This window comes from Rhizobium sp. YAF28 (genome assembly GCF_052113285.1).
GTDB lineage: Bacteria > Pseudomonadota > Alphaproteobacteria > Rhizobiales > Rhizobiaceae > Rhizobium.
This window is the reverse complement of record NZ_JBFRCX010000002.1, coordinates 466,819-480,353: the sequence shown is the minus strand read 5'-3', so window position 1 is coordinate 480,353 and position 13,535 is coordinate 466,819. Positions and strand designations below refer to the sequence as shown.

At 59.7% G+C, this 13,535-nt stretch carries 11 protein-coding genes; 9 read left to right on the top strand and 2 right to left on the bottom strand.

Annotated features, from left to right (window positions below; all coding sequences use genetic code 11):
* Nucleotides 1-37 precede the first annotated feature (37 nt).
* The 4 genes from AB4Z13_RS06690 to AB4Z13_RS06675 all read left to right on the top strand — a co-directional run bounded on the left by AB4Z13_RS06690 (nucleotide 38) and on the right by AB4Z13_RS06675 (nucleotide 4,819).
* Nucleotides 38-1,090, top strand: coding sequence for a diguanylate cyclase domain-containing protein (locus tag AB4Z13_RS06690; protein ID WP_439014534.1), 1,053 nt, complete (start codon nucleotides 38-40; stop codon nucleotides 1,088-1,090).
* Nucleotides 1,091-1,183: 93 nt separating this feature from the next.
* Nucleotides 1,184-3,070: an ABC-F family ATP-binding cassette domain-containing protein gene (locus AB4Z13_RS06685; RefSeq protein WP_439014533.1), complete on the top strand. Its 1,887-nt coding sequence runs from the start codon at nucleotides 1,184-1,186 to the stop codon at nucleotides 3,068-3,070.
* 196 nt (nucleotides 3,071-3,266) lie between these two features.
* Nucleotides 3,267-4,193: a Gfo/Idh/MocA family protein gene (locus tag AB4Z13_RS06680; protein WP_439014532.1), complete on the top strand. Its 927-nt coding sequence runs from the start codon at nucleotides 3,267-3,269 to the stop codon at nucleotides 4,191-4,193.
* Nucleotides 4,194-4,267: 74 nt separating this feature from the next.
* The gene (locus AB4Z13_RS06675) at nucleotides 4,268-4,819 is read left to right on the top strand and encodes a GrpB family protein (protein WP_439014531.1); all 552 of its coding nucleotides are present in this window, start codon (nucleotides 4,268-4,270) and stop codon (nucleotides 4,817-4,819) included.
* A 9-nt stretch (nucleotides 4,820-4,828) separates the two neighbouring features.
* Here the strand turns inward: AB4Z13_RS06675 and AB4Z13_RS06670 are convergent, their stop codons facing one another.
* Together AB4Z13_RS06670 and AB4Z13_RS06665 are read right to left on the bottom strand one after the other, a co-directional pair.
* Nucleotides 4,829-5,278: a DNA polymerase III subunit chi gene (locus AB4Z13_RS06670; protein ID WP_439014530.1), complete on the bottom strand. Its 450-nt coding sequence runs from the start codon at nucleotides 5,276-5,278 to the stop codon at nucleotides 4,829-4,831.
* On the bottom strand, nucleotides 5,275-6,768 hold the full coding sequence (locus AB4Z13_RS06665) for a leucyl aminopeptidase (RefSeq protein ID WP_439014529.1): 1,494 nt from the start codon (nucleotides 6,766-6,768) through the stop codon (nucleotides 5,275-5,277). Before AB4Z13_RS06665 ends, AB4Z13_RS06670 begins: the two co-directional genes overlap by 4 nt.
* A gap of 140 nt (nucleotides 6,769-6,908) precedes the next feature.
* Between AB4Z13_RS06665 and AB4Z13_RS06660 the strand changes: the two genes are divergently transcribed.
* From AB4Z13_RS06660 to AB4Z13_RS06640, 5 genes are all read left to right on the top strand, one after another.
* The gene (locus AB4Z13_RS06660; RefSeq protein WP_439014528.1) at nucleotides 6,909-7,682 is read left to right on the top strand and encodes a phosphatase PAP2 family protein; all 774 of its coding nucleotides are present in this window, start codon (nucleotides 6,909-6,911) and stop codon (nucleotides 7,680-7,682) included.
* 99 nt (nucleotides 7,683-7,781) lie between these two features.
* Complete coding sequence (locus AB4Z13_RS06655) at nucleotides 7,782-8,963, top strand: LptF/LptG family permease (protein WP_439014527.1); 1,182 nt, start codon at nucleotides 7,782-7,784, stop codon at nucleotides 8,961-8,963.
* Entirely contained in the window at nucleotides 8,960-10,048 is a 1,089-nt protein-coding gene (gene lptG, locus AB4Z13_RS06650; protein ID WP_113323387.1) for an LPS export ABC transporter permease LptG, read from the top strand. Before AB4Z13_RS06655 ends, lptG begins: the two co-directional genes overlap by 4 nt.
* The gene (locus AB4Z13_RS06645) at nucleotides 10,048-12,402 is read left to right on the top strand and encodes an LPS-assembly protein LptD (protein ID WP_439014525.1); all 2,355 of its coding nucleotides are present in this window, start codon (nucleotides 10,048-10,050) and stop codon (nucleotides 12,400-12,402) included. Before lptG ends, AB4Z13_RS06645 begins: the two co-directional genes overlap by 1 nt.
* A 187-nt stretch (nucleotides 12,403-12,589) precedes the next feature.
* Nucleotides 12,590-13,531, top strand: coding sequence for a peptidylprolyl isomerase (locus AB4Z13_RS06640; RefSeq protein WP_439014524.1), 942 nt, complete (start codon nucleotides 12,590-12,592; stop codon nucleotides 13,529-13,531).
* The last annotated feature ends 4 nt before the right edge of the window (nucleotides 13,532-13,535 follow it).

Here is a 13,535-nt window from a genome sequence, read left to right as displayed (position 1 = left end):
ATGGCCCAAGAGAACCAACGGCAATGAGGGGATCGTCATGCAGAGTGCCGTTGCAAATGCATTGAATGCGCACGAGGCGACCCGGCCGGCGCCGGCGGCCGACGTGCAGAAAGTTGCTCAGCACATGATGCGGCTGAACGTGGCGGGCCTGCCGCGCAACTATGAACTGTTCCACGAGGCACTGATCGGCCTGAATGCCGGGTTGGCGCAGGATATCGCAGCCCTCGGTTCGCATCCGCAGCAGGAAGCCTTGGACGAACTCGGCCTGCGCTACCGGCTTGTCGGCCATTACGGGCTGGCGGGCGACCGCTCGCGCAACGAGGCGAGCCGAATGCTTAAGGAAACGGCGGAGCGACTGGCCGAGGGGCGCCTGCATCACCAGGCCTTTGCGCGCGCCTGCGAGACCATCCTCAAATCCGTCTCGGGTCAGCAGGAGCACCAGAGCCTTGCCGATTTCATGGCCGAGGTCGAATATCTCGCCGCCTCGCTTTCGGCCGTCCTTGCAGCAGAACGAACGATCGGCACAAAGCTGGAAGAGGATATTGAGCGGCTGACGGCGCTGGAGCGTGGCATTTCCGCCGTGCAGACGGCTGCTATCACGGACAAGATCACCGGCCTGCCCAACCGTATCGGACTCAACCGTGCGCTCGACGATCTCTACGGTCAGGAAGAGGGTGCGGCCGGCAGCGCGCTGATCATGATCGACATCGACGATTTCAAGGAGCTTACCGCCCGCTACGGCGCGCAGACCGGCAACAAGCTCCTGAAGAAGCTTGCCGGCCTCTTCCGCAAGACGGTGAAGAAGAACGATTTCATTGCGCGCCTGGAGGCCGACGAATTCGCCTTCCTCTTTGCCAATGTCGGCAAGCAGGATGCATTGGCGATCGCCGAGCGGCTGCGCAGTTCCGTCGAGGACAATCTTGTTTTCGCAGCGTCGGACACTTCGGATGCAAGCGGTTTGACGATTTCGGTCGGCGTGGCGTTGAGCGGCGATGCGGCCACACCCGGGCAGCTTCAGGCCAATGCACGCGTGGCGCTGCTTGCCGCCCAGTCCAATCCGCGCCTGCCGGTGCAAGCCTTCGGCCGGTAAGGCGTTCCGCTGTGCGCTATTGATGGCAAACAGTGGCAAACACGCCGCTGATCCATCTTGCCTTGGCGGCGGCTTTCGGCCAAAACCGCGCGCATGATCACGATTTCAGACATTTCCGCCCGCATTGCCGGCCGCCTGCTCCTCGACCATGCCAGCGTCTCGCTGCCGTCAGGCACGAAGGCCGGGCTCGTGGGGCGCAACGGCGCCGGCAAATCCACCCTCTTCCGCGTCATAACGGGTGACCTCGGCGCCGAAAGCGGGACAATATCGATTCCCAAGAATGCGCGCATGGGACAGGTGAAGCAGGAAGCGCCGGGAATCGAGGATTCGCTGATCACGATCGTGCTTTCTGCTGACAAGGAGCGCGCCGCGCTGCTTGCCGAGGCGGAAACCGCAACCGATCCGCATCGTATCGCCGAAATCCAAATGCGCCTCGTCGATATCGACGCCCATTCGGCGGAAGCACGCGCCGCCAGCATCCTCTCGGGCCTTGGCTTCGATCAGGAAGCGCAGGCCCGGCCCGCATCCTCCTTCTCGGGCGGCTGGCGCATGCGCGTGGCGCTCGCCTCCGTGCTCTTTACCGAGCCGGACCTGCTGCTGCTCGACGAGCCGACCAACTATCTCGACCTCGAAGGCACGATGTGGCTGGAGGATTACATCCGCCGCTATCCGCACACGGTCATCATCATCAGCCACGATCGCGATCTGCTGAACAACGCGGTCAATTCGATCGTGCATCTCGATCAGAAGAAGCTCACGTTCTACCGCGGCAACTACGACCAGTTCGAGCGGCAGAAGGCGGAAGCCGACGAACTGCAGATAAAGGCCAAGGCGAAGAACGATGCGGCGCGCAAGCATCTGCAGAGCTTCATCGACCGCTTCAAGGCCAAGGCCTCCAAGGCGAAGCAGGCCCAATCGCGTGTCAAGGCGCTGGAGCGCATGGGCACGGTCGCGGCCGTGATCGAGGATCACGTTCAGCCGATCACCTTCCCCGAACCCGAAAAGCAGCCGGCCTCGCCGATCGTCGCGGTCAGCGGCGGCGCAGTCGGCTACGAACCCGGCAAGCCGATCCTCAAGGGGCTCAACCTGCGCATCGACAATGACGACCGCATCGCCCTGCTTGGCTCGAACGGCAACGGCAAATCGACCTTTGCGAAATTCATCTCGGGACGGCTGGCGGCCGAGAGCGGTGAAGTGCGTCTGGCGCCGGGGCTGAAGATTGGTTTCTTCGCGCAGCATCAGCTCGACGATCTCGTACCAAATGAGACGCCTGTCGAACATGTGCGGCGGCTGATGCCGACGGAGCCCGAAGCGAAGGTGCGTTCCCGCGTGGCGCAGATGGGCCTTGCGACCGAGAAGATGGCGACGGCCGCGAAAGATCTTTCGGGTGGCGAAAAGGCACGCCTGCTGATGGGGCTCGCCGCCTTTTATGCGCCGAACCTTTTGATCCTTGACGAGCCGACGAACCATCTCGACATCGACAGCCGCCGCGCTCTGATCGAGGCGCTGAACGACTACGACGGGGCCGTCATCCTGATCTCGCACGACCGGCACCTGATCGAAGCGACCGTCGACCGCCTCTGGCTGGTCAACAACGGCACGGTGACGAGTTTCGAAGGCGATATGGAAGAATATCGCGACCTGATCGTCGCTTCCGGCAAAAAAAAAGACGACGAAAAACAGAAGCAGTCTGAAGACCAGTCCTCGAAGGCCGACCAGCGCAAGCTGAATGCCGACAGGCGTGCTTCGCTCGCCCCCCTCAAGAAAAAGATCAACGAAATCGAATCCTTGACGGGCAAGCTGGAGAAACTGATTCAGGCACTTGATGCGGAACTTGCGGATCCGGCGCTCTATGAAAAGGCGCCCGCCAAGGCCGCCGACAAAGCTAGGCAGCGTGGCGAAGCAGCCGCCAGGCTCGCTGCCGCCGAGGAGCAATGGCTGGAGCTCTCCGCTGAATATGAAGGAGCCATGGCGAGCTGAGACTCCGCCAGCGCAGGTAACTGTCTCTAGATACTTTGCTGCGGCGCAAGAACCATCGCGCTCTCCAAGAGCTAGACAATTACCCAAAAATCGCGTCGTCTGTTCTTAAAGACCAGACTTGCCCGCAGACCGCTTTCTGATAAAACGGCGCGCAATAAGTCATACTTTTAGCGAAACACCGAACGCGAGCTTTACAATGTCAGCCATCAACCTCGCCATCGTTGGCGTCGGCAAGATCGTCCGCGACCAGCACCTCCCCTCCATCGCTGCCAATGCCGATTTCAAGCTGGTGGCGACGGCAAGCCGCAACGGTACGGTCGACGGCGTTACCGCCTATACGTCGATCGACGACATGCTCGACGCCGAACCATCGATCGATGCCGTTTCGCTCTGCATGCCGCCGCAGTATCGCTATGAAGCGGCTTACAAGGCGCTGGCCGCCGGCAAACACGTTTTCCTTGAAAAGCCGCCGGGCGCGACGCTGAGTGAAGTGGCGGATCTGGAGGACCTCGCGAACAAGCAGGGTGCGACGCTGTTTGCAAGCTGGCATTCGCGTTATGCAGCGGCCGTCGAAGCTGCCAAATCGTTCCTCGCCTCGACCGAGATCAAGAGCATGCACGTCATCTGGAAGGAAGACGTGCGCCATTGGCATCCGAACCAGGAATGGATCTGGCAGGCCGGCGGTCTCGGCGTTTTCGATCCGGGCATCAACGCGCTTTCGATCGTCACGCATATCCTGCCGAAGGCGATGTTCCTTAGCGCCGGCACGCTGGAATTCCCTGAAAACCGCGACTCGCCGATTGCTGCCGATCTGCATTTCCGCAATGTCGATCACGTTCCTGTTCACGCCGAATTCGACTGGCGCCAGACGGGCAAGCAGAGCTGGGACATCATCGCGGAGACGGCAGCCGGACAGATGGTTCTTTCCGAAGGCGGCTCGAAGCTCTCGGTCAATGGCGCGCTGACATTCTCTGCACCGGAAGCCGAATATCCGTCGCTCTATCGCCGTTTCGCCGAGCTCATCAAGGCCGGCAAGTCGGATGTCGATCTGGCGCCGCTGCGCCATGTCGCCGATGCCTTCATGCTCGGCAAGCGCAAATTCGTCGAGGCGTTCTACGACTGATCGGCCTCACGGGCAGATGCCATTGTGCCTGCAGAATGCTAGAATAGGAAAACGAAACGTGAGGGACGTTTTCCATGCAGCAGGAGCAGGATGAATCGTTTGGATTGGGCGTCCCACATCTGGCAGTGAGACTCGCCGACCCCAACGCCAAGTGGCAGGAGGCCTATCTGCTGGAAGAGGCCAGGATCCGCGACGCGCTTGGCCCTCTGGCAATCGATATACAGCACTTCGGCAGCACTGCCATTCCAGGCATCAAGGCGAAACCGATCATCGATATCCTGATCGGCGTTCGCCGCCTTGATGACGGACTTGCCTGCATCAAGCCTATGGAGGCGATCGGCTATGACTATGCCGGTGCCGACATCGTACCCGACGACCATCTCTTCGGCCGCGGTGTCATGGGCGAGACGCGCACGCATCTCGCCCATGTCGTCGAATATCAGGGCTTCAACTGGAGGCGGGACATCTTCTTCCGCGACAGGCTGCAGGGCGATCCAGCCCTTGCGCTGGCCTATGAGGAGCTGAAGATCGGACTTGCGCAAAAATATGCCGAGAGCCGAGCCGCCTATACCGGAGCGAAGAAGGATTTCATCGACAGGGTTCTGGCGGAAGCGGGCCTTGCCTGACGATCGGGGTCAGGCCTTCTTCTCCCACCGCCCTTCCGGCGTCTGCTGCCAATAGGTGAGGCTATGCCCCTCGCCTTTCAGCTTTTTCCACTGGGCGCGCGCGCCTTCAAGCTGCTCCTGGTCATACCCGTCGAACATGAAGACGATCCGCTCATAATCCGCGACCGCCGGCGGCTCGGCGCCATCGACGATGAAGCGGACGGTAGCAGCATTCGGATTGTCAGCCGAAACCGTCAGGAGAACCGGCTGATCCCCGGCGAAATCGGCCTCATCCGTGCCATGCGGCAGGAAGCTGTCTTCCCGATAGGTCCATAGATGCTGATCCAGCGCATCGCGCCGCGCGGCCTCCTTCATCTGGACGGCGACGCGCCAGCCGCGCTCGACACTCTTGTCGAGCAACGGCGGAAGCGCGTCTTCCAGCTTCGATTCCGTCAGATGGTAGAAGAGGATTTCCGTCATCGTGTTTCGTAGTTCGAGCGGACCAGTTCATCAAGCAGGCGCACGCCGAAACCGGAGCCCCAGGACTGGTTGATCTCGTCCTGCACCGAGCCCATGGCCGTGCCGGCGATATCGAGATGCGCCCAGGGCGTATCCTGCACGAAGCGCTTGAGGAAATGCGCTGCGGTGATGGAACCGGCGAGACGACCGCCGGTATTCTTCATATCGGCGAACTTGCTGTCGATCATCTTGTCATATTCCTTGCCGAGCGGCATGCGCCACAGCTTCTCGTTCGTGACGAGGCCAGCGGTCGTCAGCTGCGCCGACAGCGGATCGTCATTCGAGAAGAGACCCGCATGGCTGTTGCCGAGCGCGACCATGATGGCGCCTGTCAGCGTCGCGAGATTGATCATAAACTGTGGCTTGAAGCGGTCGTTGCAATACCAGAGCGCATCGCAGAGCACGAGGCGGCCTTCCGCATCCGTGTTGATGATCTCGATCGTCTGGCCGGACATGGAGGTGACGATGTCGCCCGGACGCTGGGCGTTGCCATCAGGCATGTTTTCCACAAGGCCGATGATGCCCACGACATTGACCGGCGCCTTGCGGGCGGCAAGCGTGTGCATAAGGCCGGTGACGGCAGCCGCACCGCCCATATCGCCCTTCATGTCTTCCATATTGGCAGCCGGCTTGATGGAGATGCCGCCGGTATCGAAGACGACGCCTTTGCCGATGAAGGCAATCGGCCGATCCTTGCCCTTTCCGCCCTTCCATTGCATGACAGCCAGGCGCGGCGGGCGCACGGAGCCCTGGGCGACGCCGAGCAGCGCGCCCATGCCGAGACGGCGCATTTCGCGCTCGGTGAGGATTTCCACCTCGACGCCAAGCTTCTCGAGCTCCTTTGCCTTGGCCGCAAATTCGATGGGGCCGAGGACGTTCGGCGGCTCGTTGACCAGGTCACGAGCGAGATTGACGCCGTCGGCAACCGCTTCGGCATCGGCGAAGGCCTTCTTGGCGGCAGCCGCATCGGCCGTGACGATCGTCACCTTGACCGACTTCGCCTGTTTCTCCTCGTCGTCATTCTTCTTCGTCTTATAGGTATCGAAGCTGTAGGCGCGCATCAGCATGCCGAGAGCGAAATCGGCCGCAGCCTTGGCGCTGACATCTGCGCCCGGCGCATCGATGAAGATCGTCGCTTTCTCAGTATTCTTGATCCGCGAGGCAGCGCTGCCGCCGGCCTTCAGCCAATCGTGGACGGTCAGGTCTGCCGGCTTGCCGAGGCCAAGGACGATGATACGCTCGACAGGCGCACCCTCTGGCGCCACTAGGTCGAGGGCAGCCAACGACTTTGCCGAGAAGCGCGCAATCTTCGACGCCTTGGCAATCACTCCCGCCGGATCGGCAATATCGGCCCCAGCCGCGGTGTCGGCTTCGGACGTCTTCAGAAGAATCGCGAGGCCGCTGCTGAGCTTTGCCGATTTTGAGAATGAAATTTCGAATTTTGCAGACATGTCTTCTCCGATGGGATTCATGAAATCCGTTCCAGGGGATAATTTCGCGTTTGACGGGTCTGTCAATGGCCGGCGACAGTTGTTATGTTCCGCGCGGCCGCCCGGCCAAAAGGTTTTCGTCAGTTTCGTAGATGTTTGCGTTGACAGTTTTTTCGAAAAATCGATGGCGGGGTCCGGCAGTTCGCCTGCCGCAAACGGCATTCGGCGTCTTTGTCCTGCTTTTCTGGGTATGGTGGCTGCTGCTTGCCCTGTTCCGCGCGTTTCCCGGGATAGACATTTATTTTTCCCAGCTTTTTTTCGTGCAGGCGGCCTGCGACGCGTCGGCCCCAGCAACCGAGATCTGTGGCTCCTTCCCCTATCGGAGCGAGGCGATCCTCGGTCTCTTACGCACGCTCTTCTTCTACGTTCCCTATGTCGTGACCGCGGTCATGCTATGGAAACTGGTCGAGTGCTATCAGCAGCATGGCGCTACATTCAACGCACCGCGCGCCCGCGATCTGAAGGTTGCGCTCGGCACGCTGCTGATCGGTCCCGTTCTTCTCGTCAATGTGATCCTCAAGGAACATTGGGGTCGGCCGCGGCCTGTGCAGACGGATTTCTTCGGCGGTACGCTGCATTTCGCCGAAGCCGGTTCATTGGCCGGCAAGTGCGTCTCGAACTGCTCCTTCATTTCCGGCGAGGCGGCAAGCGCGGGCTGGCTGTTCTGCCTGCTGATCTTCGTTCCGAAGTCGATACGTTATGCGCTTGTGGCACCCGTCGCCGCCGTTTCCATCCTGACACCCGCGATGCGGCTCTCCTTCGGCGCACATTATCTATCCGACGTCGTGCTGGGATGGCTTTCTTCGGTCGTCATATTCACCGCGCTGATGGCACTTGCTGAGTCGCCACGGCAACAAAAAAATTCTGAAAATTGAATGAATTTTTGACACTGACTTGTCGCAAAACCGAGACAAACAGCGTAGAGGGAATCTCCTGCTGATCATATCGACCTGCAGGCGCGTTCAAGGGCGAGCATGAAACTACTCGAGACATATATATTGCGGCGTGTCGGCCAGATGTTTCTCGTGGCCCTGCTCCCGGTGCTCGCGATCATCTGGACCACCCAGGTCCTGCAGCGCATCAATCTGGTGACCGACAGCGGCCAGTCGATCGGCTCCTTCGCCACGCTTGCGACGCTGATCCTGCCGTCGATCATTCCCATCGTGCTGCCCTTTGCACTCGTCATCGGCATTACCCAGACGCTGACGACGATGAACAACGATTCCGAACTGACCGTGATCGATGCCGCCGGCGCCCGCCGCACTATCCTGGCGCGGCCGATCCTGCTGCTCGCGATCCTCATCAGCGTCTTCTCGTTCTTCGTCGACAATGTCGTCGAGCCACGCGCGAAGACGGTCGTGCGGCAGATGATCGCCGAGACCTATGCCGATCTTCTTTCGTCCGTGATCGAGGAAAAGACCTTCCGCAAGATCGATGAAGGCCTCTATGTGCAGATCTCGCAGCGGCTCGCCGGCCGCACGCTCAAAGGTCTCTTCGTCGCCGACGAGCGCGAGCCGAATAACGAACTCATCTATTATGCGCGCGAAGGCGCCGTGGATGATATCGGCACGTCGCTGATCATGCATGATGGCGAAGTCCATCGCAAAACGCCCGATGGAAACGTCTCGGTCATCAAGTTCGATTCCTATTCCTTCGACCTTTCGGATATGACGGAAAATAACGGACAGGCGACGCTTCGCGCGAGCGACCGCGATCTCGCTTTCCTGCTCAATCCCGATCCGAAAGATCCTGATTATATCGCCAAGCCCGGCAGCTATACCGCCGAGCTTCATCGCCGCCTGACCGACTGGATGCTTCCCTTCGTTTTCGCGCTATTCTCGCTCGCCATAGCCGGGGATGCGCGATCGCATCGCGAGGCACGCATGCATCCGATGATCGGCGCACTGGGCCTCGCGTTCGTCCTGCGCTGGGCGGCGTTTTACGTTGCCAACCAGATCGACAAAAGCACGATCTATATCCCGATCCTCTATGCGATCCCGATCGTGACCAGCCTGGTTTCGATTATTTTCCTGAACATGCATAAGCGGCTGGCCATGCCGCTTGTCGTCAGAAACCGCACCTCGACGATCTGGAAGCGCGCCCAGAAGCGGGTACTTGCCGCGACGGACCGGACCGGCGGAGGCGCTGTGCGATGATTTTCGGGACATTGTCGCGGTATTTCTTCCGCCGGTATGTCGTAACCACGATGTGGTTCCTGATCGGCATGAGCGCCATCACCTTCCTGCTGGACTTCAGCGAGACGGCAAGCCGCATCTCCAATTTCCCCGGCTACACGCTGGGTGGTGCTGTGCTGCTCACCGCCGTTCGCCTACCGTTGATCCTGCAGCAGACCATCCCCTTCGTGGCGTTGTTCGTCGGCATCACCGTGCTGATCGGCCTCAACCGGAAATATGAACTCGTCGTCACCCGTGCGGCGGGCATCTCGGTCTGGCAGTTCATGCTGCCTTTTATCGCGGGGTCCCTGATTCTCGGGGTGCTGACGGTGGTCGCGCTCAATCCGCTCGCAGCCTGGGGCCAGAGGCAGGCAACACAATTCGAAACGGCCTGGCGCGGTCAGGACAATGCCATGATCAGGGCACTGCAGGTTCCGTGGCTGCGCCAGATCAGCGGCCGGGACGATGTCATCATCGGCGCCAAGACCGTGCTGGAGAACGGCACGCTGCTTATGGACGCCGTGCTTGTCCACTTCGATTCCACCGGTCAGGTCATTCTGAGGCAGGATGCCTCATCCGCCAAATTGGAAGATGGTTACTGGCAGCTTAACAACGTCGTCGAACGCAAGCCTGGGGAAATCCCGGTGCGTAAGGCTACGGAGCAGCTTCGTACCAATCTGAAGCAAGACTTCATCAAGGAGCGGCTCACAGCGCCGGAAACAATTGGTTTCTTTGACCTTTCCAACCGTATCGCTGCCGCCAAATCCTTCGGAATTTCAACGAAGGCACTTGAGACTCAATTCAACTCTCTGCTGTCGCAGCCGCTGCTCTTGGTGGCCATGACTCTCATTGCTGCAACAGTGTCTCTGAAATTTAGCCGGTTCAACCAATCACGCTCTGTGATTCTGGGTGGAATCCTTTCAGGCTTCATGCTTTATGTCGTCACCGTGCTTGTAAAAGCATTCGGAAGCAGCGGTGTCGTGCCGCCGTTTGTGGCGACTTGGATACCGGTGGTCGTAGCGCTCGCTTTAGGCGCAACGATCCTGCTTCATCAGGAGGATGGCTAGTGGCGGTAGGCGACCGCAAGGTTGTTAGTAAACAGTTGGTTGCCCTGCTCCTAGGTGCGGCTCTGTGTAGCTATTTCGAAAGTGCTCCGCTGGCCTATGGCCAAGAGAACAATACAGGCATGCCTGCGATCGGCCAGAATGTCTCGCCGGATGCTAAGCTGATGCTGTCCGCGAACGAGCTCCTCTATAATAGGGACCAGGAGCTCGTCTCTGTGATCGGCGGCGTGCAGATCAACTACGGCGGCTACAGGCTGGTCGCCCAGAAGGTCGACTATAACCAGAAGACCGGCCGCATGATGGCGACCGGCAACATCGAGATGGTGACGCCCGACGGCAACCGAATCTATGCCGACCACCTCGATGTGACCGACAATTTCGCAGACGGCTTCATGAATGCGCTGCGAATCGAGACAAGCGATAATACCCGCCTCGTTGCCGAAACCGGCCAGCGAGTCGGCGGTACGCAGATGATTCTCAATAAAGGCGTCTACACGGCCTGCTTGCCCTGCGCGGAAAAGCCCGAACGCGCGCCCTTCTGGCAGGTCAAGGCCGAACGCGTTATCCAGAACAGTGAGAAGCATACGATCCGCCTTGAAAAGGCGCGTTTCCAGCTGCTTGGCCGTTCGCTCGCATACCTGCCGTGGATCGAAGTCCCCGACAATACCGTGAAGCGCAAGTCCGGCTTCCTGTTCCCGTCGATGAGCGTTTCACAAAATCTCGGCTACGGTCTGTCCGTTCCCTATTATTACGTCATCTCCCCGAGTTCGGATTTCACCGTCACGGGCACCGGCTATACCTCGCAAGGCTTCCTGCTCGAGGGCGAATATCGCCGTCGCTTCGAAAACGGCACGGTGACGATGCACGTCGCCGGCATCGATCAGATGAATCCCGGTAATTTCAGCGCCGGTACAAGCGATGCCGAAGCTGAACAGCGCGGCATGGTCGCGTCGAAGGGGGATTTCAGGATCAATCCCCGCTGGACCTTCGGCTGGGATGTGATGGTGCAGAGCGACAACAACTTCTCGCGCACCTACAAGATCGATGGTTACGACAACACGCCGCAGGTCAATACCGTCTATCTGACGGGTCTCGGCAAGCGGAATTACTTCGACCTGCGCGCCTTCTATTTCGACGTTCAGGACGCCGATTCCGGCAGCACCGCTGAAAAGCAGCAGCCAATCGTCTATCCGACGCTTGACTATCACTATGTCGCGCCGCAGCCGCTCGCAGGCGGTGAGCTTTCCGCCGATGTCAATCTGACCAATCTTTCGCGCTCTCAGGACGACTTTACCACCGTCGACGGTTTCGATCGCTTCCCCGGCCTGGAAGGTCAGACCACACGTTTGACCACGGAACTACAGTGGAAACGGACCTTCGTAACACCCACTGGGCTGGTTATCACGCCGTTGCTCGCGGCACGCGGCGATGCTCTGGCGCTCAACATGCAAAGTCCGGTCGATGCCAACGGCGTTCCCTATGCCGGCAATTATCTGGACGATAATGCGGCAACGCGCGGAATGGTGACGGCCGGGCTGGAAATGCGCTACCCGATCCTGTTCACGACCAGCAACAGCACGCATGTTCTGGAGCCGATTGCGCAGATCTACGCACGACCGGATGAACCACTCGCCGGCCGGCTGCCGAACGAAGATGCGCAAAGCTTCGTCTTCGATGCGACCAACCTTTTCGATCGTGACAGGTTCTCCGGCTACGACCGTATCGAGGGCGGCACGCGCGCAAACGTCGGCTTCCAGTATACAGGCACCTTCGACAGCGGCTACAAGCTGCACGGCATCTTCGGACAGTCCTACCAGCTCGCCGGCCAGAATTCGTTTGCGACCGACGACCTCGTGAATGTCGGCGCCGATTCCGGCCTTGAGACCGACCGTTCCGACTATGTTGGCCTCGGCGGCATCGAAATGCCTTTCGGTCTCTCCGTGGCAGCATCCTACCGACTGGACGAGAAGGATTTCGCCTTCAATCGCGGCGACCTGACGACGGCCTATCAGAACGATACCTTCTCGGGCCAGGTCACCTATACGCACGTGGGTGCCCAGCCGGCATACGGCTTTGCTGAAGACCAAGACGAGATTCAGGCGAGCAGCAGGATCAAGTTCAAGGATTACTGGTCGATCTTCGGTGGTATCGCCTGGGATCTGAACAATGACGTTGTTGTCAGGCGTTCGCTCGGCATTTCCTATCAGGACGAGTGCACCATCTTCACCATCGCCTATGTGGATAGGCGGGATACGACGGATCAGACGGCAAGCGACTGGACGATCGCCGCCCGCCTGACCTTCCGCACGCTCGGCGATATCCGGCTGGGCACGGGTGATGCTGCGAATAACCTCTGATGACAGATGGACGGCCGGAGATTTCCGGCCGGGCCATTCTTTCGCCGTAAGCCTGTGCAGGACATTGCGACCAGTCGTTATGTGAGACATAGGGTGTCGCGGAGCAAGAGATGCGATTTCCGCTGGTCTCAGTGTATGGTAAGAACGCCGCGCGTTGGATCGTGCGGCGCTATCGGGAGGTCAACAGATGATTGACGCGAAGAAAACCGTAACCACGCTTATTGCAGGCGCAGCCTTCATGCTTGCTGCCTTCAGTACACCTGTCTTCGCCGCCAGCGAAGTCAAGGCAGTGGTAAACGGTACCGCGATTACCAGTGGCGACGTTGCAAAACGACAGGCCTTCATGCGCCTGCAGCGCTTGAAACCCGACGCCAAGGCTGCCGAAGAACAGCTTGTCGACGAGGCGCTGAAGCGGCAGGAAGTCTCCCGCGTGCGCATGTCCGTCTCGCAGGACGACGTCAACGCCTCCTTCGCTCGGTTTGCCGCCAGCAACAAGCTTTCCGTCGAGCAGATGGGGCAGATCCTCGACCGCGCCGGCGTCGGCGTCGATCATTTCAAGAACTTCATTGCCGTGCAGATGAGCTGGCCGCGCGTCGTCAACGCGCGTTACGGCTCCAGCGCACGCCTATCGAATTTCGACCTCGTCAACCGCATGATGCAGAACAACAAGCAGAAGCCGGTGACGACAGAATATATGCTGCAGCAGGTCATCTTCGTTGTTCCCGCATCCAAGCGCAACGCGATCACGGCGAAGCGCAAGAGCGAGGCTGAGGCGTCACGCTCCAAATATCCGGGTTGTGACCAGGCAAAGACTTTCGCCGCCACAATGCGGGACGTTTCGATCCGCGATCTCGGCCGCATGCTGGCCCCGGAAATTCCGGCGGACTGGAAGGATCTGGTCATAGGGGCCAAGGGCAACACCACGGCTACGCGCGTGACCGACAAGGGCGTGGAATATCTCGCGATCTGCAGCCAGCGCCAGGTCTCGGATGACCAGGCGGCTGAAATGGTGTTCCGTCAGGAAGACCTTGACAAGGCAAAGGCAGACAAGTCCGCGGCGCCGGAAAACGAAAACGCCACCAAATATCTGGATGAACTGCGTAAACACGCGCAGATCATCTATCGCTGATTTT